The sequence below is a fragment of the Enterobacter sp. 6722112 genome (assembly GCF_058661685.1).
Window position 1 is genome coordinate 1,543,034 of record NZ_JBZWGR010000007.1, and the last position, 23,990, is coordinate 1,567,023.

Sequence of the window (23,990 nt, forward strand, 5' to 3'; positions counted from 1 at the left end):
TATGTCAGAGTCTCTTGGGGATATACCAACAGTATTGGGGCATATCACTGATACGCAATGTCTTTATTATCCTCGATCGTTTTACATAAGCAAATCGTAACCGCACAAGAGGGAAAGTGCCCCCGGATGGGTAGAGGGTTCCTCAGTAATTTGAAAGCAGAAGCAATAACGTTGTCTTCAGACTAACTGAGGGCTTTCAGCGATGCCCTGGTCCGGCTGTAAATCGCTGAGGCGTTTCCTGAAGGCCGGGGCGAGGCGCAGGGATGCGCCGAGAGGGCGTGGCCTGCATGGATGCAGGCTCATGCCCGACCCGATAGCCGGAAGGAATAAGCCGAGGGTATCGCGAAGCGACGATTTACCGGGTTGCCAGGGTGGTGGCGACTGAGCCACCCTGGCACGTTCACCGCTCGTGCGGTTATAGAATAGCAAGGAATATAAGGTGAACGGAACGAGCACCACAGCTGTATGTTCACCCTCACCCCAGCCCTCTCCCATAGGGAGAGGGAGCCGTCTGTGCAGGCCTTATTTTGTAGTCCGCATGGGACAGGGTTAGTTAGCGGGTCGTGGGCACGGGCGAAAGCCGCGCGGGAGGGGAGAAGAAAAGATCGCCAAAGAGGGCGGTCGAGAGCTTACGTGCCCCCAGCCCAACCAGCGTGCAGACGAGCAGGCTGATAAATGGATAAACCAGAATCAGCGTTAACTCCGCCCAGATCGGCCAGTACGCCGCATTCATTTCGCGGATCAGGAGCAGGCTAAATGCCTCGATTAAAATGCGGTGGGTGGTATATATCGCGATGGTGTTTGAACCGATGACGTTCAGCAGATTATTGGGATGAACGGCATAACGCTGCTCGAAGCTGTAAAAGAGCTTCATGATAACCATGATTGACAGCAGAGAGAGCGGCAGAGGGACGTTAGCGAACCACAGCACCACCGACACCGCACCAGAGGCGATGAGGATCAGCCAGCTGCGGCGCAAATTCATCCCTTTCATCCACGCCATCAACTGCGCGCCGTACCATGCGCCGAGACTGTAGTAGACCATGTTGCGCACCACGCTGTTCATTCCCCACCACGGTAACGGCAGGAAGTTGATGGCGATGCTTGCCAGCGCCAGAAGCCCCAGCATCGGCAGTTTCCAGCGGCTCAGCAGCTTACAGAGCGTAAAGTAGACCACTAAGGCGTACAAATACCATAGGCTGGTGCTGGCCGTGAGCATTCCCCGTACAAACCCTGAAACGGAATCGGCGTAGGCCGCATTGGATGCTGTCGCCAGCTCTCGCTCGGGGGCGAGCCAGGCATTCAGATGAGTCAGCGCCTGCCATTGCAGGACGCCCCACAGGGCCAAAACCCAGACAATGCTCCAGATCCGCTTGTCGAGACTGGTGCGCCAGTTCACCTCGTCAATATATCGACGGATCAAATAGCCGGAGATAAAGAAAAACACCGGCATACGGAACGGGGCAAGGTAAAGATTAAAGTAGACCCAGCATTTGGCGAGCAGGCCCGATAACGGATGCTGTAGCCCGTCCAGGTGAGGATAAAAGGTGATCACCGAGTGGTAAATCACCACCAGGCAGATGCACAGACCTTTTATCTGGTTAATCCATAATGCTTTTTGTTTCATTGTGCGTGACGACCTTGTTGCCATAAACGAAAGGACGATTGTTGTAAAATGAAACCCTGATGTAACGGGTAACAGTCTGTATCAGGACGATTTTCGGAAAAGGTGGAGGCTGTCTGGCGGAAGTTCAGTCAGTAGCATGATGATTTATCTGAATTTTTCGGAAAAATGATTACCGAATCTTACGGTTTCAGTCATTTACGCTTAGCGGATTCGCTTATATACTCGTGGGTCTGCTATCAGCAAACAGACGGATTTCATGTATCAACCTGTCGCACTCTTTATAGGCTTACGTTACATGCGTGGGCGCGCCGCGGACCGCTTCGGTCGCTTTGTCTCCTGGCTTTCGACTATTGGCATTACGCTTGGCGTGATGGCACTGGTGACGGTGCTTTCCGTCATGAACGGCTTCGAGCGCGAGCTGCAAAACAATATCCTGGGGCTGATGCCGCAGGCCGTTCTCTCTTCCACTCAGGGTTCCGTTAATCCGCAACAGCTGCCGGAAAGCGCGGTGAAGTTACAGGGTGTCACGCGCGTTGCGCCGCTCACGACGGGCGATGTGGTGCTGCAAAGCGCCCGTAGCGTGGCGGTCGGGGTGATGCTGGGTATCGATCCGGCGCAAAAAGATCCGCTGACGCCGTTCCTGGTCAATGTGAAACAAACCGACCTGGAAGCGGGTAAATACAACGTCATCCTCGGCGAGCAGCTTGCCGGGCAGCTCGGGGTCAACCGTGGCGATCAGCTGCGTGTGATGGTGCCGTCAGCCAGTCAGTTTACGCCGATGGGGCGTCTGCCAAGCCAGCGCCTGTTCAACGTGATTGGCACGTTTGCGGCGAACAGCGAAGTCGATGGTTACCAGATGCTGGTTAACATTCAGGACGCCTCGCGTCTGATGCGCTACCCGGCGGGAAATATCACCGGCTGGCGTCTGTGGCTTGATGCGCCACTGAAGGTGGATACCCTTAGCCAGCAGACGCTACCGGAAGGGACGAAATGGCAGGACTGGCGCGACCGGAAGGGCGAACTGTTCCAGGCCGTGCGCATGGAGAAAAACATGATGGGGCTGCTGCTGAGCCTGATCGTGGCCGTTGCCGCGTTTAATATCATCACCTCGCTCGGGCTGATGGTGATGGAGAAGCAAGGCGAAGTCGCCATTCTGCAAACTCAGGGGGTGACTCCGCGCCAGATCATGGCGGTATTTATGGTCCAGGGCGCCAGCGCTGGCATCATCGGCGCGCTGCTCGGCGCGGCGCTGGGGGCGCTGCTCGCCAGCCAGCTCAACAATCTCATGCCGATTATCGGCGCGCTGCTTGATGGCGCGGCGCTGCCGGTGGCAATCGAGCCGCTCCAGGTGGTCGGTATTGCGCTGGCCGCGATGGCCATTGCGCTGCTTTCTACGCTTTATCCTTCCTGGCGGGCTGCCGCCACTCAACCCGCTGAGGCTTTACGTTATGAATAAGATCCTGTTGCAGTGCGACAACCTGTCCAAACGCTATCAGGAAGGCACTGTGCAGACCGACGTGTTGCACAATGTGAGTTTTAGCGTGGGCGAAGGCGAGATGATGGCGATTGTCGGTAGCTCTGGCTCCGGTAAAAGTACGTTGCTGCACCTGCTTGGCGGGCTGGACACGCCAACCGAAGGCGATGTGATCTTCTCCGGGCAGCCGCTGAGTAAAATGTCGTCTACGGCGAAAGCCGAGCTGCGTAACCGCGAGCTGGGCTTTATCTATCAGTTCCACCATCTGCTGCCGGACTTTACGGCGCTGGAAAACGTCGCTATGCCGCTGCTGATTGGTAAAAAGAAACCCGCGGAAATTAATGCCCGCGCCAGCGACATGCTAAAAGCGGTAGGGCTGGGTCATCGCGGGAATCACCGTCCGTCTGAGCTTTCCGGCGGTGAGCGTCAGCGTGTGGCCATCGCCCGTGCGCTGGTCAACAACCCGCGCCTGGTGCTGGCGGATGAACCGACAGGTAACCTCGATGCGCGTAACGCAGACAGCATTTTCCAGCTTCTCGGCGAACTGAACGCCGCGCAGGGAACCGCGTTTCTGGTGGTCACCCACGATTTACAACTGGCTAAGCGGATGGGGCGTCAGCTGGAAATGCGCGACGGTCGTCTGAATGCTGAACTGACGCTGATGGGAGCGGAGTAATGGCTTCACCGTTATCGTTACTCATCGGGTTACGCTTTAGCCGCGGTCGTCGCCGGAGCGGGATGGTATCCCTTATCTCCGTGATCTCCACCATCGGTATCGCCCTGGGCGTGGCGGTGTTGATCGTGGGCTTAAGCGCCATGAACGGCTTTGAGCGTGAACTGAATAACCGCATTCTGGCCGTTGTCCCCCACGGTGAAATCGAGCCGGTTAACCAGCCGTGGTCCAGCTGGCGTGATGCCCTTAACAAAGTGGAAAAGGTGCCCGGCATTGCGGCGGCTGCACCTTACATCAACTTTACCGGGCTGGTAGAGAGCGGGGTAAACCTGCGCGCCATTCAGGTGAAAGGGGTAAATCCTCGTCAGGAAGAGCGTCTGAGCGCGCTGCCGCGCTATGTGCAAAATGGCGCATGGGCAAACTTTAAGGCTGGCGAGCAGCAGATCATCATGGGCAAAGGCGTTGCCGATGCGCTGAAGGTGAAGCAGGGCGACTGGGTCTCGATCATGATCCCGAACGCCAGCGCTGATCACAAATTGCAGCAGCCTAAGCGCGTACGTCTGCACGTCACCGGTATTTTGCAGCTGAGCGGCCAGCTCGACCACAGCTTCGCGATGGTGCCGCTGGAAGATGCGCGCCAGTATCTGGATATGAGCGACAGCGTGACGGGCATTGCCATTAAGGTTAACGACGTCTTCAACGCCAATAAACTGGTGCGTGACGCTGGCAGCGTGACCAATAACTATGTCTACATCAAAAGCTGGATCGGCACTTACGGGTATATGTACCGTGATATCCAGATGATCCGCGCGATTATGTATCTGGCGATGGTGCTGGTGATTGGGGTGGCGTGTTTTAATATCGTCTCGACGCTGGTCATGGCCGTTAAGGATAAGAGCGGCGACATCGCCGTGCTGCGTACCTTAGGGGCGAAAGACGGTCTTATTCGCGCCATCTTCGTCTGGTACGGTTTGCTGGCGGGGCTGTTTGGCAGCCTCTGCGGCGTGGCGATCGGCGTGGTGGTTTCCCTTCAGCTGACGCCGATTATCAACGGAATTGAAGCGCTTATTGGCCATCAGTTCCTGTCAGGCGATATCTATTTTATTGACTTCCTGCCGTCTGAACTGCACTGGCTGGACGTTATTTATGTGCTGGTTACAGCACTTTTACTGAGTCTGCTGGCAAGCTGGTATCCGGCGCGTCGCGCAAGCCGAATTGATCCGGCGAGGGTATTAAGTGGCCAGTAATTTCGTCATGGTTTAGCGGTCTTTTGGCCGCTGAATCAAACAGAGGAATGCATCATGTATTACGGATTTGATATTGGCGGCACCAAGATTGCGCTCGGCGTGTTCGATAAAGACCTTAAGCTACAATGGGAAACCCGCGTACCCACGCCGCGCGAAAGCTACGATGAATTTTTAACCGCCATTGCCGCGCTGGTGGCGCAAGCGGATGAACGCTTTGGCGTCAAAGGCAGCGTCGGCATTGGTATTCCGGGTATGCCCGAAACCGACGATGGCACGCTGTATGCCGCCAACGTTCCTGCTGCCAGCGGCAAACCGCTGCGTGCCGATCTTTCTGCTCTCCTTGAGCGCGACGTGCGCTTAGACAACGATGCCAACTGTTTTGCTCTCTCAGAGGCCTGGGACGACGAGTTTCGTCGCTATCCGCTGGTGATGGGGCTGATCCTCGGAACCGGCGTGGGGGGCGGGATAGTCATTAACGGTAAACCCATTACCGGGCGCAGCTACATTACCGGCGAATTTGGTCATATCCGTCTGCCGGTGGATGCGTTGGATGTTGTCGGACGTGATTTCCCGTTGATCCGCTGCGGTTGTGGTCAGCAAGGTTGTATTGAGAGTTACCTTTCAGGCCGTGGGTTTGCATGGCTTTATGAACACTTCTATCATCAGAAACATGACGCCCCCGAAATCATTACCCTGTGGGAACAAGGGGATGCGCAGGCGCGAGAGCACGTTGAACGCTATCTCGACCTGCTGGCCGTGTGCCTGGGGAATATCCTGACCATCGTCGACCCGGATCTGCTGGTGATCGGGGGAGGGCTGTCAAATTTCACTGCGATTACGGAACAGTTGTCCGGGCGTCTGCCCCGACATTTATTGCCGGTCGCCCGCGTGCCGCGCATTGAACGCGCGCGACACGGGGACGCAGGAGGCATGCGCGGAGCCGCATTCCTTCATCTCACCGATTAGTTTACGAGGTTATTATGCTGTCGCGTCGCCAGGGTCGACTCAGCCGTTTTCGCAAAAATAAACGCCGCTTACGTGAACGCCTGCGTCAGCGGATCTTTTTCAGAGACAGGATGATGCCAGAAGCGATGGATAAACCCAGAGTGGTGGTGTTGACCGGGGCGGGGATCTCCGCCGAATCCGGTATTCAGACCTTCCGCGCGGCGGACGGACTGTGGGAAGAACACCGAGTTGAAGATGTGGCGACGCCGGAAGGTTTCGCCCGCGACCCGGCGCTGGTGCAGGCGTTCTACAACGCCCGCCGTCGCCAGCTTCAGCAGCCGGAGATTGCGCCGAATGCGGCGCACCTGGCGCTGGCAAAGCTGGAGGAAGCGCTGGGGGATCGTTTTCTGCTGGTCACGCAGAACATCGACAATCTTCACGAAAGGGCCGGAAACCACAACATCATTCACATGCACGGCGAACTGCTCAAGGTGCGGTGCGCATGGAGTGGTCAGGTGCTGGACTGGAAAGAGGACGTGCTGGACGAAGACCGCTGCCACTGCTGTCAGTTCCCTTCGCGTCTGCGTCCGCATGTGGTCTGGTTTGGCGAAATGCCGCTGGGAATGGATGAGATCTACAGCGCCCTGGCTATGGCGGACGTCTTTATCGCCATTGGTACCTCAGGACATGTCTATCCGGCGGCAGGATTTGTTCACGAAGCGCGACTGCAAGGTGCCCATGCGGTGGAGCTTAATCTGGAGCCAAGCCAGGTCGGGAGCGAGTTTGAAGAGAAACATTACGGTCTGGCGAGCGAGGTGGTGCCAGCCTTTGTGGATAAACTCCTCAAGGGGCTGTAAGAGTAACGGGCGACATTGCGTCGCCCGTTATGCATTAACGGCCTGCTTTTAGCTTCTGATAATACTCTTCATACAGGCGGCTCGCGTCACCGACGTCGTTCTGCCATTCCCCTTTGCTGATGGTTTCAGCGTCCGGATAAAGCGATTTATCATTTGCCACTTCAGGGCTTAACAGCTTCCGCGCGGCCAGGTTTGGCGTCGGGTAGCCGATGGTTTCCGCCACCTCTTTTGCCACATCCGGGCGCAGCAGGAAATTAATCAGCTTCAGGGCACCCTCGACGTTTTTCGCATTCGCCGGGATCGCGAGGCTGTCCATCCAGAAGATGCCGCCCTCCTTCGGCCAGACCACCTCCAGCGGCGTCCCGGCCTGACGCGCCACAAACGCAGAGCCGTTCCAGACCATACCCAGATTCACTTCACCTTCCATATACGGGTTAGCCGGGTTATCCGAGTTGAACGCCGCCACGTTTGGCATCAGCTTTTTCAGTTCGTTATACGCCGCTTCGATCTCTTTCGGATCGGTGGTGTTACCGGAATAGCCGAGTTTACGCAGCGCAACCTGGAACACTTCGCGCGCATCGTCGGTTAACAGCAGGCTGCTTTTGTATTCCGGCTTCCACAGGTCAGCCCAGGATGAAACCGTTTTTGGATCAATGGCATCGCTGTTGACGCCAATTGCCGTCGCGCCCCAGATGTACGGAATGGAGTAGTCGTTGTTCGGGTCGAACGGCTTGTTTAGCATCTCAGGATCGAGGTTTGAAAAATTGGTTAGCTTCGTTTTGTCGATCTTCTGGATCATGCCTTCTTTGCGCATCTTGTCGACGAAATAGGTCGACGGCACCACCAGGTCATACGCGCCATCTTTATAGGTTTTGAGCTTGGCGTACATGGTTTCATTCGACTCGTAGGTCGAATAGATCACCTTGATGCCCGTCTCTTTGGTGAACTGCTCCAGCAGGCCCGGCGGCACATACTCGGTCCAGTTGTAGAAATAGAGCGTTTTGCTGTCATCAGCATGCGCGGCGCCCATTCCGAGCACCAGTGCCGCAGCGGCAAGCATTTTTTTCATTTCTGTGTCCCCTGAGATTTTGTTTTATCACGAGCAATAACCTGGCTGGCAATTACCAGAACCAGCGATAACACCAACAGAATAGTCGCCAGCGCGTTCACTTCGGGTGAAACACCGACTTTAACCATTGAGTAGATCTTCAACGGCAGAATTTCATAGCTCGGCCCGGTGACGAAGGAGGACACGACCACGTCGTCCATCGACAGGGTAAAGCTGAGCAGCCATCCTGCTGCCACGGCGGGCATCGCCAGCGGCAGAATGATTTTGCGCAGAATGGTCATCTCGCTCGCACCCAGATCTTTCGCCGCTTCCAGCATGCGTACGTCGAACCCTTTCAGACGCGCGTAGACGGTTACCACCACAAACGGCAGACAGAAGGTGATATGCGAGAACAGCAGCGACCAGAAACCGAGCTGGATGCCCAGCAGCATAAACAGCACCAGCAGTGAAATGGCCATCACGATATCCGGGGACATCATCACCACAAACAGCATGCCACTGACGAACGGCTTACCGCGAAAACGGTAGCGGTACAGCGCCACGGCGGTCAGTGAGCCAATCAGCGTCGCGAAGGTGGCAGAAAATACCGCCATCGTCAGCGAGTGCTGAGCGGCCTGTAGCAGGCTGTCATTGTTCATCAGCAGGCCATACCATTTGGTGGTAAACCCTTGCCAGTTGATCCCAAAGCGTGAGCTGTTAAAGGAGTTCACGATCAAAATGATTATCGGAATATAGAGATACGCATAAATGGCGGTCATAAAACCGCCGCGAAGCAGTCGACCGATCATTCCAGCTCCACCTTCTTATTCAGCAGGCGTGATGCACGCCAGTAAACCAGCAGCATCAGTCCCATCACCACCGTCAGCGTTATGCTGGTGGCCGAGCCGAACGGCCAGTCGCGGATATTCAGGAACTGGCTCTTAATCACGTTACCGATCAGCAGGTTTTTCGCCCCGCCCATCAGGTCCGATACGTAGAACAGGCCCATCGCAGGCAGCATGACCAGCAGACAGCCGGCGATAATACCCGGCATGGTCAGCGGAATAATGATGCGGACAAAGGTTTGTAACTTACTGGCACCCAGGTCTTTCGCCGCTTCCAGCAGCGGTTTATCGAGCTTTTCAATGCTGGAGTAGAGCGGCATCACCATAAACGGCAGCAGGATATAGACCAGGCCGACAATTACCGCGCCCGGGGTGAACATGATGCGGATCGGCGTCTCGATCACCCCCAGCCACAGCAGGAACTCGTTCAGATAACCTTTGGTGCTGAGAAAGATTTTCAGCCCGTAGATGCGGATTAACGAGTTGGTCCAGAAGGGTACAATCAGTAAAAACAGCAGCAGCGGCCGCACTTTTTGCGGCAGGCGGGCCAGGAACCAGGCGAATGGATACCCCAGCACCAGACAGGCGAGGGTAGCAATCAGCGCCATATTGAGCGAGTGCAGCAGCACGTCAAAATAGAGCGGATCGAGCAGGCGTGCGTAGTTGTCCAGCGTAAAGACCATCGCCACGAAGTTCGCGTCGTCGCGGGTCAGGAAGCTGGTTACGATGATCATCAGGTTGGGTAGAAAGACAAACAACACAAGCCAACCGACGATCGTGGCAATCACCACATTCTGGAACTTACTTGTGTTCTTCATCAGCCAGTACAACCTCCCAGCTTTCTACCCAGTTGATGACCATTTTCTGATCCAGCGAGTGGTCGAAGTCCGGATCGTCCTCGTTAAAGAACTCGCTGACCATCACCATTTTGCCGTTTTCCAGTTCCACAACGGATTCGAGGGTCATCCCTTTGTAGTTGCGTTCGCGAACGTAACCGATCAGACCTTCGACGTCAGCCGTGTCGTGGATCTCATCAACGCGGAGATCTTCCGGGCGCAGCAGGACGTTGAGCTTTTGCCCCTTCTCGACGGCAAAGTTGACGGTAATATTGCATTCGCGGCCTTCCACGTTCGCGCGAACGCGCTGCTCGTCCAGACGCTCAATCACCGTGGCGTTGAAAATATTGATTTCGCCTATAAAGCTGGCGACGAACAGGTTTTTCGGCTCTTCGTAAATTTCACGCGGGGTGCCATCCTGCTCAATCTTGCCGTCGCGCATCACCACGATACGGTCTGACATGGTCAGGGCTTCTTCCTGATCGTGCGTAACAAACACGAACGTGATGCCGAGCTTACGCTGAAGCGCTTTCAGCTCGTTCTGCATCTGCTTGCGCAGCTTGTAGTCCAGCGCGGAGAGGGATTCATCCAGCAGGAGCAGGCGAGGTTTGTTGACCACGGCGCGGGCAATGGCCACACGCTGCTGCTGACCACCGGAAAGTTGATGCGGCTTGCGCTGGGCGAACGCCTCCAGCTGTACCATGCGCAGGGCTTCGGTAACCCGAGGTGGGATCTCGCTGGCCGGTGTTTTTTGCATCCGCAGGCCAAACGCCACGTTCTCAAACACGGTCATGTGCGGGAACAGGGCATAGCTCTGAAAGACGGTATTGACGTGGCGATCTTCGGCTGGAACCTGGGTTATGTCCTGGTTCTCAAGATGGATATGGCCGTTATCAACGCTTTCCAGCCCGGCGATAAGGCGCAGGACGGTGGTTTTGCCGCAGCCGGAGGGGCCGAGCAGCGTGAGAAACTCACCGTCATTGATGGTCAGATTAAGGTCGGAAATGACATCTTTGCCATCGAAACTTTTACGAATTCGTTCCAGTTGCACCAGCGGTGAAAGGGAACGGGGTTGTGTATTCAATTTTCGCGCTGTCCCATATAGACGCCTCAGGCAGCAGACTGAAGCGGGGTTTGTGTGTAACCACCTTGGTGACTCGTAATGAGGGCGGACATTCTACGGCAAACCCATTGAATCGCCAATCCTTCTCACTTATTCATAAGCTACATTTATTAACGCACAACGATATAAACGTAAAAAGTTCTCGTTTGCGGGATAAAAGTGACCTGACGCAATATTTGCGTTTTGCTGCTTAATGATAATGTTGTCACAAAAAGTGAGGGTGACTGCATGGATAAACTACTTGAGCGTTTCTTACATTACGTTTCGCTGGATACCCAATCTAAGCCGGGGGTCCGACAGGTGCCAAGCACCGAAGGCCAGTGGAAGCTGCTAAATCTGCTGAAAGAGCAGCTGGAGGCCATGGGGCTGGTTGATGTCACGCTCAGCGAAAAAGGGACCGTGATGGGAACGCTGCCGGCGAATATTGACGGCGATATCCCGGCAATTGGCTTTATTTCTCATGTCGATACCTCACCTGATTTTAGCGGTAAACACGTAAACCCGCAGATTGTTGAAAACTACCGCGGCGGTGATATTGCGCTGGGCATTGGCGACGAAGTGCTGTCGCCGGTGATGTTCCCGGTACTGCATCAGCTGCTGGGGCAGACGTTAATCACCACTGACGGCAAAACCTTGCTGGGGGCCGATGACAAAGCGGGCATCGCCGAGATCATGACGGCGCTGGCGGTGCTGAAGGGCAAAAATATCCCACATGGCGATATCCGCGTGGCCTTCACGCCGGATGAAGAGGTTGGAAAAGGCGCAAAACACTTTGACGTTGAGGCGTTTAACGCGCAGTGGGCCTACACCGTCGACGGTGGCGGCGTGGGTGAACTGGAGTATGAAAACTTTAACGCGGCATCGGTAACGATCAAAATCGTCGGGAATAACGTGCACCCGGGGTCTGCGAAAGGGGTGATGGTGAATGCGCTGTCGCTGGCTGCGCGTATTCATGCGGAAGTGCCCGCCGAAGAGAGCCCGGAGATGACGGAAGGGTATGAGGGTTTTTATCATCTGACCAGCATCAAGGGGACCGTGGACAGCGCGCAGATGCACTATATTGTCCGCGATTTCGACCGCAAAGCCTTTGAAGCGCGCAAACGTAAGATGATGGAGATCGCGAAAAAGGTCGGCAAGGGGCTGCATCCGGATTGCTATATTGAACTCATCATCGAAGACAGCTATTACAATATGCGCGATAAGGTGATGGAGCATCCGCATATTCTTGATATCGCCCAGCAGGCGATGCGCGATTGTGACATCGAGCCGGTGATGAAACCGATCCGTGGCGGTACCGATGGTTCACAGCTGTCGTTTATGGGCCTGCCGTGCCCGAACCTGTTTACCGGTGGATATAACTACCACGGCAAGCATGAGTTCGTGACGCTGGAAGGGATGGAGAAAGCGGTGCAGGTGATCGTGCGGATAGCGGAGTTAACCGCGAAGCGGTAATGTTTTATGCCGGGTGGCGGCTACGCCTTACCCGGCCTACATTTCGATCGTAGGCCCGGTAAGCGCAGCGCCACCGGGCAATGGGCAAGGAGTGCCAATGTCAAACTACCGCCGCCACTACATCCCCGGTGGGACCTGGTTTTTCACCGTCAATCTGCAAAACCGCCAGAGCGATTTACTTACTCGCCACATCGACAGCCTGCGTTCCGCTACCGCCACGGTTAAGCGTGCGAAGCCCTTCACCATTAACGCCTGGGTTATCCTGCCTGAACATATGCACTGTATCTGGACCCTGCCGGAAGGAGACAGTGACTTTTCAGCGCGCTGGCGCGACATCAAAAAAACGTTTAGCCGCAACATTGAAATGCGCCACGTCTGGCAACCGCGTTTCTGGGAGCACACTATTCGCAATGAGCAGGATTATCGGCGGTATATGGATTACGTCTACATCAATCCGCTGAAGCATGGCTATGTCGGGAAAGTCGTCGACTGGCCATATTCAACGTTTCATCGGGAGGTGCGGGAAGGGTTATATCCGGCAGACTGGGCGGGTGAGATTGAGGATTTTGCGGCGGGGGAGCGGAAGTAAAACAAAGCCGGGTGGCGGCTACGCCTTACCCGGCCTACATTTCGATCGTAGGCCCGGTAAGCGCAGCGTCACCGGGCATTAAAGCGGCTCAGTCCTCAAAAAACCAGTACCCGCTGTTCACCAGCGCGGCCAGCATGGCGAGGAAGGAGGGATCGTCCAGTGCGTCGCCAAAGGTATCCGCAGTCAGCACCATATGGCTGGCAATCGCTTCCAGCGCCGGGCGATGCGGAGAGTCCAGGCGCTCGCCGTTGACGAATACCTCTTCGCCAATGCGCAGTACGCGTAATCCGCCCAGACGAACCAGCTTATCGCCCTGCTGGAGCGCATCATAAATTTCATCTGCCTGATACGGCGGCTCTGGCGGTGCGACGTCCAGTTCGTGACGCGACTGGCTGATAAACTCGCCAAACCACTGTCTGAAGTGCTCCGGTTCGTTGATCAGATCCAGCATCATCCCGCGCAGCTTATCCAGCTCCTCTGGCAGAATATCCGCCGGGTGCTCACGCGCCGGAACGTCCGGATCGCTGTAACGGTAGCTGCCCAGCTCACGCTGTAAAACATAGTCAGCAAATCCGCTGATCATCTCGCGCCCGCTTGGCGCGCGGAAACCAACCGAATAGTTCAGCGAGTTTTCCAGGGAATAACCTTCATGCGGGAAGCCCGGTGGGATATAGAGAATGTCACCTGGCTCCAGCTCTTCATCAATGATCCCTTCAAACGGATCAACCTGAAGCAGATCCGGGTGCGGGCAGTGCTGCTTCATTGGCACTTTTTCGCCCACGCGCCAGCGACGGCGCCCGGTACCCTGAATGATAAACACGTCGTACTGATCCAGATGCGGACCCACGCCGCCACCGGGAACGGAGAAGGAGATCATCAGATCGTCCATTCGCCAGTCTGGCAGGGCGCGGAAGGGACGCATTAAGGCTGCGGTGGGTTCGTGCCAGTTGTTGACCGCCTGCACCAGTAAAGACCAGTTGTTTTCGCCCAGGTGATCGTAGCTTTCAAAGGGACCGTGGCTGACCTGCCATTTCCCGTCCTGGTGGCTCACCAGACGGCTGTCTACCTCGTTTTCCATCGCCAGACCAGCGAGTTCGTCAGGAGAAATAGGGTCGATAAAATTGCTGATCCCGCGTTTAAGAACGACCGGGCGTTTTTGCCAGTAACGTTCAATAAATTCGGGCCAGTTAAGCGTTAATTGATAATCCATATTTTTGTATTCCGCAGGCTCTTACTGAGACGGATTATAACGGAAGCACCGCCCCCTGACTGCGAGATCCGCGTATTTTTCACATTTCGGGTCAACTATCGTTCGATACGGGATGCTGGCGGCCAAAAATGACTTCCATACGGGCACCGCCCAGCAAACTTTCACCGGTTTCAATCTTGCCCTCGTACTGATCGACGATTTCCCTGGCGACGGATAATCCGACGCCCTGGCCTGGCCGCAGCGTATCGGCGCGCTGGCCGCGATCGAACACCACTTCGCGTTTATTACGGGGAATGCCAGGACCATCATCCTCAACGATAATATGCAGTTCGTTATCCGTTACCCGCGCGGACACCTCGACAAACTCCAGACAATATTTGCAGGCGTTATCGAGCAGGTTTCCCATCACTTCCATAAAGTCATTTTTCTCACCGACAAAGCTAATTTCCGGTGAGATATCCAGACTGATGTTGACCCCTTTACGCTGGTACACCTTGTTTAGCGCAGAGGTGAGGTTATCCAGCAGCGGGGCTACCGGGTGCAGTTCACGGCTCAACAGGGCGCTTCCGGAACGCATGCTCGCGCGGTGCAGGTAATAGCCGATCTGCTGTGAAATACGGCTGATTTGTTCCAGCATCACCGGCTCGGCGTCATCCACGCTCATTTTCGAACTGCGCATGGAACGCAGGGTACTCTGCATCACGGCCAGCGGGGTTTTCAGGCTGTGCGTAAGGTCGGTGAGCGTCGTGCGATACTTGTCGTAGCGTTCACGTTCGCTTTTCAGCAGGCGGTTGAGGTTGCGCACCAGGCTGGTCAGCTCACGCGTGGTCTCCGGGTTTAGCTTCTCGCGGTGATGTTCCTCCAGCTCGCGCACCTCTTTGGCAAGGGATTCAATCGGGCGGAGGCTCCACCACGCAGCAACCCACAGGAGAGGGATCACCAGCAGCAGGTTGGCAGCCAGAACATACACAAACCAGTTCCAGACCATATACGAGCGTTTCAGCTCAACCGGTATGGTATCGATCACCACAATGGTTAACTGCGGCATGTTCAGGGTGGCGGGGTAAAGGTTGATGGCCACAGAGTGGGTCATCTCCGTGTCGTCATCTTCGGCCCGGATCTCATTAAGCTTAATCTGTAAGGCGCGATCGTCACGCAGCAGGCTGCTGGTGGAGTTGAGGTCGGCTTCTATTTCATGAAAACCGTTGGTTTTCAGCCATTCCGGACGGATGCGCTTTTTCAACCACGGGACATCGCGCTGGGCCCAAAGCAATTTCCCTTTTTCATCATAGATCAGCGCCAGCGTCGGGCTCTGCTGATTCAGGTTTTCCGGCATCTCGACGGTGATTCGGTTGTTCTCCCACTTCGCCAGGGTATAAAACAGGTTACTTTCGCCGCGAAGCAGGCGGAAGGTGGTTTTATCGAAGCTCACGCTATAACCGACCAACGCCACCATCCCATAAGAGAGCGACAGCACCAGCACGACGGCGGCGGTTGCCAGCAAAAAGCGAACCCGCAGCGAAAGGGGTAAAATGTGGCGCAATATCCCTTTCATTTAGCGTAATTCGAACAGGTAGCCCTGACCACGCACGGTGGTGATCACGTCATGCGGGTACTGCGCCTGAATTTTTTTACGCAGGCGACCCATCAGCACGTCAATGGTGTGGCTTTCGCGCAGCTCGGCATCCGGATAGAGCTGAAGCATCAGGGAATCTTTGCTCACCACTTTACCGTTGTTACGGATCAGCGTTTCCATGATGGTGTATTCGAATGCGGTCAGCTTGATCACTTCATCATTAATAGAAAATTCGCGGCGAGAGAGGTCCACCTGGAACGGCGGCAGAGAGATAACCTGTGACGCCAGCCCGCTGTTGCGGCGCAGCAGCGCCTGCATACGCGCAGCGACTTCTTCAATATGGAAGGGTTTGGTCACGTAGTCATCCGCGCCAGCGCTCAGGACTTCAACCTTGTCCTGCCAGCCTTCGCGGGCAGTCAGCACCAGCACCGGCAGGGAAACGTCATGGCTACGCCAGCGGCGGATAAGGGACAATCCGTCTTCATCCGGCAGCCCTAAATCGACAATGGCGATGTCCGGCAGGTGTTCATTGAGATAATAATCCGCCTCTTTTGCGTCTTCAGCATCATCCACCTGATGACCCATCTCCTGAAGTTGAACTTTCAGGTGATGACGTAGCAATGCGTTATCCTCAACAACCAGTACGCGCATCATCACTTCTCCCTTTATAAATGGTATGAATAGTTTAACGCTGATTATTCAGGTTGACACCAGCGCAATGAAATTAAATGATTTTTTTCATGCTCCCGAACACAGGGAGGCATTACGCCAGGCACCTGATTATTAAGTATGTTGACCTGAGCCTGGTTCATATCACCCACCCAACTCACGTAAGCCTCATGCGCCCCCAGCAGGCGCGGGTAATATAAACTGACTTGTTTTCGCAAGCTTTCGCAATCCCGATAAAACAGCCATCCGTTTATGAACTGTTGAAGGCGAGTCGCTTTTTGGACAGCACGAGCACGCCAGTTTTGTAAATATTGCCCTTTTTTTTGTAAGGATGTTCTCACTATGCCTGGCTTTGTCTACACTTATTTTATGATGCGAAATTAGATTTGCATAAGATGTGCCAGAAAAGCAGCATTTTTACACAACAAAACAGCAATATAGCGAGTAAAGAGGACTTTATGGAATGGAAGGTTGTTGAGACTATTGCGAGCCCGGAAAGCGGAACCATCTTTTGCAAAGTTGAAACACAGTATGGCCTGAATTATATGTAAGCGTGCAGCGAGAACCGTATTGACGGGGATGTGTTATTCAGTTGGCAGTGCTACGCGCCAGGGGAGTAGTTCGCTGACCCGGTTTATCGGCCAGTCAGCTATAACATCAAGCACATGGCGAAGGTAGCTTTCTGGCTCCACTCCGTTCAGTTTGCATGTCCCGATCAGGCTGTACAGCAGCGCTCCCCGCTCTCCTCCATGATCCGAACCGAAGAACAGGTAGTTTTTGCGGCCCAGGCTGACCATCCGTAGCGCATTCTCAGCTATGTTGTTATCTGCCTCGGCCCAGCCGTCGTCAGTATAGTAAGCCAGCGCCGGCCACTGGTTCAGTACGTACGTGAACGCTTTCGCCAGTTCTGAGTGTCGCGACAGCGTTTTCACCTTTTCACGCAGCCAGCTTTCCAGGGATTTCAGCCGCGGTTTAGCTTTTTGCTGACGTTCTGCAAGGCGTCGCTTCGCCGGCATCCCCCTTATTTCCGCCTCGATGGCATATAACTCACCGATCCGTTTCAGGGCTTCCTCCGTCAGCGCTGACGGGGTGCGAACGTGCACATCGTGGATCTTGCGGCGGGCATGAGCCCAGCAGGCAGCTTCCGTTATCTGTCCATTGCGGTACAGTTCGTTGAACCCGGCGTACGCATCCGCCTGCAGAACACCGCTGAAGCCAGCGAGATGGCTCTGCGGGTGGATACCTTTTCTGTCCGGGCTGTAAGCGAACCACACTGCCGGCGCCAGCTCTGACCCGGCGTTACGGTCGTCACGAACGTACGTCCACAACCGCCCGGTCTTCGTTTTCTTATTACCTGGCAACAGCACCGGGACAGGCGTGTCATCAGCATGGAGCTTACCGTCAGTCAGCACATAGTCCTGAAGCGCCCCTTCCAGCGGTGACAGTAGCCGGCAACACGCATCCACCCAGCCCGACAGCAGTGAGCGGCTCAGCTCCACACCCTGGCGGCCGTATATTTCAGACTGGCGGTACAGCGGGGTGTGCTCTGCATACTTTGAACTCAGCACGCGGGCCAGCAGCCCCGGTCCTGCGATACCCCGCTCGATGGGCCGTGAAGGCGCGGGGGCCTGCACGATGGCATCGCACTGAGTACAGGCATGCTTTTCACGTACTGTCCGGATAACCCGGAAGGCGCTGCGCATCAGCTCCAGCTGTTCGGCGGCATCTTCACCCAGGTAACTCAGCGCACCACCACATTCCGGGCAGCATGACGCTGCCGGCAGCAGCCGTTTTTCGTCACGGGGAAGTGATTCAGGGAACGGTTTGCGGGTACGGGTCTGCCGCAGCGGGCGCTGCACGGCCGGGTCATCCACCCGGCCGGTAAGGGTATCGCTTTCTTTCTGCAACTGCTTAAGGTCGGCTTCCATCTTCGCGATACGGCGGGAGACTTTTTCGGAGCGGCTGCCGAAGTTCATCCGGCGCAGCTTATCCAGTTGCGCCTGCAGGTGATCTATTTCGCGTTCACGCTCGTTCAGCTTTTCCAGAAGGGCACGGTTCAGCGCCTCCTGTTCGGCAAGGAGACGTTTCAGTTCATCGATATCGTCAGGAAGTAAGCTGTTCATACCGGGTATATTACCAGGCTCATTCAGCGTCGACCAGGATAAAGAGGCCTACAACATAGTCAGTGACGTAAGCAGTCTTTTAGGCTGCCGCCAGTCGATACCTTCAAGGAGCATCGCCAGCTGTGCCGGTGTGAGGAACACTTTGCCATCCCGGGCTGACGGCCAGGCGAAGCGGCCGCGCTCCAGCCGTTTGGTCAGCAGACACAGTCCATCGCCGGTAGACCAGAGGAGCTTTACCTGACTGCCATTACGCCCACGGAAGATAAAAACGTGACCTGACATCGGATCGTCTTTCAGCGTCGTCTGCACCTTTGCCGCCAGGCCGTTGAAGCCGTTTCTCATATCGGTGATGCCAGCGACCAGCCAGATCTTTGTCCCTGATGGTAATGGGATCAACGTTTGAGCTCCCGTATCAGCAGGTTCAGGATATTTTCGCTGATGGCACCATTCAGACGGAGTGATCCGTGCCGGAACGTCACTTCACAGCTGATATTGAGTGATTCAGGTGCCGCAGCAGCTACAGGTTGTGACCGGGGGGAGGTTGCAGGGACAACATCTTCGGCATCAAGTGTTATCGGGAACAGCTCAGGCACGTTGTTTTCTGTTGTTGAAGGAGGACGTAGTTTTCCTTCGCGCCAGTACTGGCGCCACTTGAACAGCAAATTATCGTTGATCCCATGCTCACGAGCGAGTTGCGCTACGGAGATCTCTGGTCGATGCGAGAGTTCAACCATTTTGATTTTGAACTCAACGGGATAATTAGGGCTTTTTTTACGCACTGCGGTTAATGATTTCATGGATAGCGTCCACCATATTTGGTGTCCATTATCCTCTCAGGAATTTCAGGATCTGCCAGACGGTGCTGAGACGACGCTTACAATTATATCCTGTGGTTAAAGGGAGATTATTACGTTCGTACAGGTGAAATCATCACCACTTCAAACCAGGGGATCCTGATTAACGATCGGCGGCGTAGAGTATGGATAGCGCAGGCAATGCCCTTTACATCAATAGGCTGGGTGGGGTTCAAACAGAAAAACGCGTGTCCAGGCAACCGACAGGAGATGGATCGCCCGTGCACGGCTGAAACCCCGTGCCAGTTCAAACTGTGCCCGTTCGGCTTAAAACGGTATATTCCGGAAAGTTATTCCACGGCAAAAAATAACAATCAGCCTGACGGCAGGCTCTAATCCCGGCAAAACAGATAATGTGACGTGAAATGTCGGCTCGATGATGTAAAGCAGCCCCCTTTCCAGGTGGAAAGGGGGAAGGGCGATTACTTCAGCTCGTCAACCATAGCGATGGCACGGCCAATATAGTTTGCCGGGGTCATCTCTTTCAGGCGCGCTTTTTCTTCTTCTGGCAGCGCCAGACCGTCGATAAACTGTTTCATACCTTCAGCATCAACGCGTTTACCGCGGGTCAGCTCTTTGAGTTTCTCGTACGGTTTTTCGATGCCGTAACGACGCATCACGGTCTGAATCGGCTCCGCCAGCACTTCCCAGTTGTGATCCAGCTCGTCCAGCAGACGGTCGCGGTTAACTTCCAGTTTGCTCACACCTTTCAGGGTGGACTGGTAGGCGATCAGCGCGTAGCCAATACCTACGCCCAGGTTACGCAGCACCGTGGAGTCAGTCAGGTCGCGCTGCCAGCGAGATACCGGCAGCTTGCTCGCCATATGCTGCAACACGGCATTCGCCAGACCCAGGTTACCTTCGGAGTTTTCGAAGTCGATTGGGTTCACTTTGTGCGGCATGGTGGACGAACCGATTTCCCCGGCGATGGTCTTCTGCTTGAAGTGGTTCAGGGCGATGTAACCCCATACATCACGATCGAAGTCGATCAGGATGGTGTTGAAGCGCGCAATGCAGTCAAACAGCTCGGCGATGTAGTCGTGCGGCTCAATTTGGGTGGTGTACGGGTTCCACTGGATCCCCAGAGAGGTCACAAACTCTTCGCTGAACTGGTGCCAGTCCACTTCCGGGTACGCGGCGATGTGGGCGTTGTAGTTACCCACCGCGCCGTTGATTTTGCCGAGGATCTCAACCTGCTCCAGCTGACGATACTGGCGTTCCATGCGGTACGCCACGTTCGCCATCTCTTTACCCATGGTGGATGGGGTTGCTGGCTGGCCGTGAGTACGGGACAGCAGCGGAATGTCGCGGTATTCCACGGACAGCGCTTTCACCGCATCAATGATTTTACGCCAGTAAGGGAGTACTACCTCTTTCCGCGCGGTAGAGAGCATCAGTGCGTGAGACAGGTTGTTAATATCTTCAGACGTACAGGCGAAGTGAATAAATTCAGATACCGCGTGCAGGGCAGGGACGCTTGCCACTTTCTCTTTCAGGAAGTATTCAACCGCTTTCACGTCGTGGTTGGTGGTGCGTTCGATGGTTTTAATGCGCGCGGCATCTTCTTCGCTGAACTCAGCAACGATTTTATCAAGGTAATCGTTTGCCTTTGCGTCAAAAGCAGGAACTTCCTTGATTGCTGTCTGGGCGGCCAGCTTTTGCAGCCAGCGTACTTCAACCTGAACACGGAACTTCAGCAGGCCATATTCGCTGAAGATCCCGCGCAGCGCGCTGACTTTATCGCCGTAGCGTCCATCGACAGGGGATACGGCGGTCAGTGAGGATAATTCCATAATTCGCAACTCCGGGAGGTTAACAATGAGCAAGAATTTGTTTTGCCTGAGTCGTCAGGCGATGACGAGAAAACATTAACTGTAGGCGGCCACCGCCGACCTGTTGCCACAGCACGGCGGCACGGATGCCTGCCAGCAGCGAAGCGCGTACCTTCGCCTGTACCTGTGGGCTTTGCAATACGGCAGGCGAACCGGTGACCTGAATACGCGGGCCGAGCGGGCTAATCACGTCAACGTAGATACCGGCCATCGCGCTGAGCAGGGTCTCAGACTGGAGGTCAAAGTGGTCGAGCTGGCGCTGTAGCCCGGCGATGCGGTCGCCCAGGGTATTCATTGCGCCTTTTGCCGCATTAAGCTTACGTTCCAGCACCATCAGGCTTAAGGTGTAGCGGGTCAGTTCCGCGTTCAACCCCTGACGGTTGCTGGCGTTGAGCACGCCGAGCAGAGTTTCAAGACCGAGACGAAGATTGGTTTCACTGCCGCCAAAGACGCCCAGCGTGGAGCCTGGGTTAAGATCGATAACGCTGTTGAGTGAAACGTGCAGGGCATCAGCGTCGCAATGACCCTGATGCGCCAGCTGTTGCACCAGACGGGCTGACTGGCAAATTCCCGCCAGCGCCAGGGTGATGTCATAATAGTTCTTCGCCACACGGTCTCCTTTATGTGTGCAAACGGTTTAAACAGCAGGCAGCGGCAGGCGCTGTTCAATGATCCCACCGCCGAGGCAAATTTCGCCGCTGTAGAAAACAGCAGACTGGCCAGGGGTAACGGCGGAAACCGGCTCGTCGAAACGCACGTCAATGCGATCGTCATCCAGTGCGGTTACGGTGCAAGGGATGTCCGTCTGGCGGTAGCGCGTTTTCACTGTGCAGCGCAGCGTGCCTTTCAGCGGCTCGCGATCGACCCAGTGCAGCTGTTGCGCGATCAGTCCAACGGACATCAGGCGCGGGTGGTCGTGACCCTGAGCCACAACCAGAATATTGTTTTCGACGTCTTTGTCGACCACGTACCACGGATCTTCGCTGCCCTCTTTGGTGCCGCCGATACCCAGACCTTTACGCTGGCCGAGAGTGTGGTACATCAGCCCCTGGTGCTGACCAATCTCATCGCCGTCAACGGTGACGATTTTGCCCGGCTGTGCAGGCAGGTAGCGCCCCAGGAACTCGCGGAATTTACGCTCGCCGATAAAACAAATACCGGTGGAGTCTTTTTTCTTCGCGGTGATCAGATCCAGATCTTCAGCAATCTTACGCACTTCCGGCTTTTCCAGCTCGCCGACCGGGAACAGGCTCTGGGCAATCTGTTCGTGGCTCAGCGTATAGAGGAAGTAGCTCTGATCTTTGTTGCCGTCCAGACCGCGCAGCAGCTGGCTTTTGCCATTCACATCCGCGCGACGCACGTAGTGGCCGGTCGCAATGTAGTCTGCGCCCAGGTCTTCCGCGGCGAATTCCAGGAAGGCTTTGAATTTGATCTCTTTGTTGCACAGAATATCCGGGTTTGGCGTGCGGCCCGCTTTGTACTCTTCGAGGAAGAGTTCAAAAACGTTGTCCCAGTATTCTGCGGCAAAGTTAACGGTGTGCAGTTCGATGCCGAGCTTATCGCACACGGCCTGCGCATCGGCGAGATCCGCAGCGGCAGTGCAGTATTCCTCGCCATCGTCTTCCTCCCAGTTCTTCATGAACAGGCCCTCCACCTTATAGCCCTGTTGCTGCAACAGGTAGGCGGAAACGGAGGAATCGACACCGCCGGACATGCCGACGATTACTTTTTTCTGGCTGTTATCTGACATGGAATACTCACGACATTGAACTTCAAGGCGGCGTATTCTATCACGCCCCCCCACCATTGACACCCTCTGTAAACGGCCAGTTAAACTCTGCAATGATATCCAGCGGCAGGCGCGCCGCAGACTGCCAGCAGCGGATGCTTTCCGCCACCAGCGGCGAACGCAGGTTTGGCGCGTTCAGGATCTCCTCGGCAGTCACCCACAGGCAGCGATCGATATCGTCGTCGTGCGGTTCAGTGGCGCACGTTTCATTAAGTTCAACGGCGAATAAGAAGCGCAGGAAAGGCGTCTGGTCAGGCGCTATCCACTGATGCATACGGATAAAATGCTGCGGTTCGGCGCGGATACCCGTCTCCTCCCACAGCTCACGGGCTGCCGCCTGGCGTAAGGTTTCATTGGCTTCAAGATGCCCGGCAGGCTGGTTCCACAGCGCTTTGCCGTTGATGGTCTCTTCCACCACCAGGAATTTCCCCTGCGCATGGACCACGCAGGCGACCGTAACATGAGGTTTAAACATCAGTTCTCCTTAGGGGTAACATCCCGCCATTCCCCGTTTGCCAGCGAGTCCAGCGTGTAGCTGCCCATGGCATAGCGAATGAGTCGCAGGGTAGGGAAGCCCACATGCGCAGTCATGCGCCTGACCTGTCGGTTGCGGCCTTCATAAAGGGTTATTTTAAGCCAGCTGGTGGGAATGGATTTCCGCTCACGAATCGGCGGGTTGCGCGGCCACAACCACTCGGGTTCATTCACGCGCTCAATACCAGCCGGCAGGGTGGGACCGTCGTTCAGCGTTACGCCGTTACGCAGTTTTGCCAGCGACGCGTCGTCCGGCTCGCCTTCAACCTGCACAAAGTAAATTTTCCCGGTACGCTTGCCCGGCTGAGTGAGCCTGGCCTGGAGCACGCCGTCATTGGTGAGCACCAGCAACCCTTCGCTGTCACGATCCAGACGTCCCGCCGCGTACACTCCCTGAACGGGAATAAAGTCCTTCAGCGTGCTGCGCCCGGCCTCGTCGGTAAACTGTGGCAATACATCGTAGGGTTTATTGAACAGTATGACCCGCGTTGGCTGGGGTTCTGGCGTTCTTCTGGTGGCTTGTCGTGAGCTGAATCGCTCAACCCGGTGTTTTCTAAAAGAAGTTTTCGTCATGGTATTTTCAGGCGTTATCAATTGCCGCATTATAGCCTAATAACGAAGACCTTTCATGGCGTCGGACAATCAGGTACTATCGGAAGGCTCATTACAATTTATTAACATAAGAAC

Annotated in this window: 24 protein-coding genes; 8 read left to right on the forward strand and 16 right to left on the reverse strand. The window is 55.4% G+C overall.

Annotated features, from left to right (window positions below; genetic code table 11):
* Positions 1 to 553: 553 nt before the first annotated feature.
* Positions 554 to 1,627 (reverse strand): acyltransferase family protein, encoded by a 1,074-nt coding sequence (locus tag AC4OVU_RS08855; RefSeq protein ID WP_110292887.1) that lies wholly within the window; start codon positions 1,625 to 1,627, stop codon positions 554 to 556.
* Between the two features lie 256 nt (positions 1,628 to 1,883).
* Here AC4OVU_RS08855 and lolC point away from each other — a divergent pair, with 256 nt between their 5' ends.
* The 5 genes from lolC to cobB are packed head-to-tail and all read left to right on the forward strand — an operon-like array spanning position 1,884 to position 6,823.
* On the forward strand, positions 1,884 to 3,083 hold the full coding sequence (gene lolC, locus AC4OVU_RS08860; RefSeq protein ID WP_491928660.1) for a lipoprotein-releasing ABC transporter permease subunit LolC: 1,200 nt from the start codon (positions 1,884 to 1,886) through the stop codon (positions 3,081 to 3,083).
* Positions 3,076 to 3,777 carry a lipoprotein-releasing ABC transporter ATP-binding protein LolD gene (gene lolD / locus AC4OVU_RS08865; RefSeq protein ID WP_015570809.1) on the forward strand — a complete coding sequence of 234 codons (702 nt, stop codon included), beginning with the start codon at positions 3,076 to 3,078 and terminating at the stop codon, positions 3,775 to 3,777. Before lolC ends, lolD begins: the two co-directional genes overlap by 8 nt.
* A complete protein-coding gene (gene lolE, locus AC4OVU_RS08870) occupies positions 3,777 to 5,021 on the forward strand; it encodes a lipoprotein-releasing ABC transporter permease subunit LolE (RefSeq protein WP_017384711.1) in 1,245 nt (414 codons plus the stop codon). Before lolD ends, lolE begins: the two co-directional genes overlap by 1 nt.
* Before the next feature lie 54 nt (positions 5,022 to 5,075).
* A complete protein-coding gene (gene nagK / locus AC4OVU_RS08875) occupies positions 5,076 to 5,987 on the forward strand; it encodes an N-acetylglucosamine kinase (protein WP_110292886.1) in 912 nt (303 codons plus the stop codon).
* A 14-nt stretch (positions 5,988 to 6,001) separates the two neighbouring features.
* A complete protein-coding gene (gene cobB / locus AC4OVU_RS08880) occupies positions 6,002 to 6,823 on the forward strand; it encodes a Sir2 family NAD+-dependent deacetylase (protein WP_110292885.1) in 822 nt (273 codons plus the stop codon).
* A gap of 34 nt (positions 6,824 to 6,857) precedes the next feature.
* On the opposite strand, the gene potD is transcribed toward cobB, so the two are convergent.
* Genes potD through potA form a run of 4 tightly spaced genes read right to left on the reverse strand, consistent with a single transcriptional unit; the run spans position 6,858 to position 10,666 of the window.
* A complete protein-coding gene (gene potD / locus AC4OVU_RS08885) occupies positions 6,858 to 7,892 on the reverse strand; it encodes a spermidine/putrescine ABC transporter substrate-binding protein PotD (RefSeq protein ID WP_015570806.1) in 1,035 nt (344 codons plus the stop codon).
* On the reverse strand, positions 7,889 to 8,680 hold the full coding sequence (gene potC, locus AC4OVU_RS08890) for a spermidine/putrescine ABC transporter permease PotC (protein ID WP_110292884.1): 792 nt from the start codon (positions 8,678 to 8,680) through the stop codon (positions 7,889 to 7,891). The genes potD and potC overlap by 4 nt, the downstream gene beginning before the upstream one ends.
* On the reverse strand, positions 8,677 to 9,534 hold the full coding sequence (gene potB / locus AC4OVU_RS08895) for a spermidine/putrescine ABC transporter permease PotB (protein ID WP_017693625.1): 858 nt from the start codon (positions 9,532 to 9,534) through the stop codon (positions 8,677 to 8,679). Before potB ends, potC begins: the two co-directional genes overlap by 4 nt.
* Positions 9,518 to 10,666, reverse strand: coding sequence for a spermidine/putrescine ABC transporter ATP-binding protein PotA (gene potA, locus AC4OVU_RS08900; protein WP_162837914.1), 1,149 nt, complete (start codon positions 10,664 to 10,666; stop codon positions 9,518 to 9,520). Before potA ends, potB begins: the two co-directional genes overlap by 17 nt.
* Before the next feature lie 237 nt (positions 10,667 to 10,903).
* Here potA and pepT point away from each other — a divergent pair, with 237 nt between their 5' ends.
* The gene (pepT, locus tag AC4OVU_RS08905) at positions 10,904 to 12,127 is read left to right on the forward strand and encodes a peptidase T (protein ID WP_006809220.1); all 1,224 of its coding nucleotides are present in this window, start codon (positions 10,904 to 10,906) and stop codon (positions 12,125 to 12,127) included.
* Between the two features lie 97 nt (positions 12,128 to 12,224).
* Positions 12,225 to 12,716, forward strand: coding sequence for an REP-associated tyrosine transposase (locus AC4OVU_RS08910; protein WP_015570803.1), 492 nt, complete (start codon positions 12,225 to 12,227; stop codon positions 12,714 to 12,716).
* An 88-nt stretch (positions 12,717 to 12,804) separates the two neighbouring features.
* On the opposite strand, the gene AC4OVU_RS08915 is transcribed toward AC4OVU_RS08910, so the two are convergent.
* The 6 genes from AC4OVU_RS08915 to tnpA all read right to left on the reverse strand — a co-directional run bounded on the left by AC4OVU_RS08915 (position 12,805) and on the right by tnpA (position 19,091).
* Positions 12,805 to 13,926, reverse strand: a complete 1,122-nt coding sequence (locus AC4OVU_RS08915; RefSeq protein WP_017384706.1) for a ribosomal protein uL16 3-hydroxylase — start codon at positions 13,924 to 13,926, stop codon at positions 12,805 to 12,807.
* A 91-nt stretch (positions 13,927 to 14,017) separates the two neighbouring features.
* Complete coding sequence (phoQ, locus tag AC4OVU_RS08920) at positions 14,018 to 15,481, reverse strand: two-component system sensor histidine kinase PhoQ (RefSeq protein WP_015570801.1); 1,464 nt, start codon at positions 15,479 to 15,481, stop codon at positions 14,018 to 14,020.
* On the reverse strand, positions 15,482 to 16,153 hold the full coding sequence (phoP, locus tag AC4OVU_RS08925) for a two-component system response regulator PhoP (RefSeq protein WP_026094318.1): 672 nt from the start codon (positions 16,151 to 16,153) through the stop codon (positions 15,482 to 15,484).
* Between the two features lie 602 nt (positions 16,154 to 16,755).
* Positions 16,756 to 18,294, reverse strand: coding sequence for an IS66-like element ISKpn24 family transposase (locus AC4OVU_RS08930; protein ID WP_004201219.1), 1,539 nt, complete (start codon positions 18,292 to 18,294; stop codon positions 16,756 to 16,758).
* A 48-nt stretch (positions 18,295 to 18,342) separates the two neighbouring features.
* On the reverse strand, positions 18,343 to 18,690 hold the full coding sequence (gene tnpB, locus AC4OVU_RS08935; protein WP_000612626.1) for an IS66 family insertion sequence element accessory protein TnpB: 348 nt from the start codon (positions 18,688 to 18,690) through the stop codon (positions 18,343 to 18,345).
* Positions 18,687 to 19,091, reverse strand: coding sequence for an IS66-like element accessory protein TnpA (gene tnpA, locus AC4OVU_RS08940; RefSeq protein ID WP_491928619.1), 405 nt, complete (start codon positions 19,089 to 19,091; stop codon positions 18,687 to 18,689). The genes tnpB and tnpA overlap by 4 nt, the downstream gene beginning before the upstream one ends.
* A gap of 90 nt (positions 19,092 to 19,181) precedes the next feature.
* On the opposite strand from tnpA, the gene AC4OVU_RS08945 reads away from it, so the two are divergent.
* Positions 19,182 to 19,484, forward strand: coding sequence for a hypothetical protein (locus AC4OVU_RS08945; protein WP_491928798.1), 303 nt, complete (start codon positions 19,182 to 19,184; stop codon positions 19,482 to 19,484).
* Between the two features lie 86 nt (positions 19,485 to 19,570).
* On the opposite strand, the gene purB is transcribed toward AC4OVU_RS08945, so the two are convergent.
* Genes purB through rluE form a run of 5 tightly spaced genes read right to left on the reverse strand, consistent with a single transcriptional unit; the run spans position 19,571 to position 23,906 of the window.
* Positions 19,571 to 20,941: an adenylosuccinate lyase gene (purB, locus tag AC4OVU_RS08950; RefSeq protein WP_017693620.1), complete on the reverse strand. Its 1,371-nt coding sequence runs from the start codon at positions 20,939 to 20,941 to the stop codon at positions 19,571 to 19,573.
* A gap of 19 nt (positions 20,942 to 20,960) precedes the next feature.
* Complete coding sequence (hflD, locus tag AC4OVU_RS08955; protein WP_006809213.1) at positions 20,961 to 21,590, reverse strand: high frequency lysogenization protein HflD; 630 nt, start codon at positions 21,588 to 21,590, stop codon at positions 20,961 to 20,963.
* A gap of 27 nt (positions 21,591 to 21,617) precedes the next feature.
* Positions 21,618 to 22,730, reverse strand: a complete 1,113-nt coding sequence (gene mnmA, locus AC4OVU_RS08960) for a tRNA 2-thiouridine(34) synthase MnmA (protein WP_032103856.1) — start codon at positions 22,728 to 22,730, stop codon at positions 21,618 to 21,620.
* Positions 22,731 to 22,770: 40 nt separating this feature from the next.
* On the reverse strand, positions 22,771 to 23,244 hold the full coding sequence (locus AC4OVU_RS08965) for an NUDIX hydrolase (RefSeq protein ID WP_015570797.1): 474 nt from the start codon (positions 23,242 to 23,244) through the stop codon (positions 22,771 to 22,773).
* Positions 23,244 to 23,906, reverse strand: a complete 663-nt coding sequence (rluE, locus tag AC4OVU_RS08970; protein ID WP_017693618.1) for a 23S rRNA pseudouridine(2457) synthase RluE — start codon at positions 23,904 to 23,906, stop codon at positions 23,244 to 23,246. The genes AC4OVU_RS08965 and rluE overlap by 1 nt, the downstream gene beginning before the upstream one ends.
* Positions 23,907 to 23,990 lie beyond the last annotated feature (84 nt).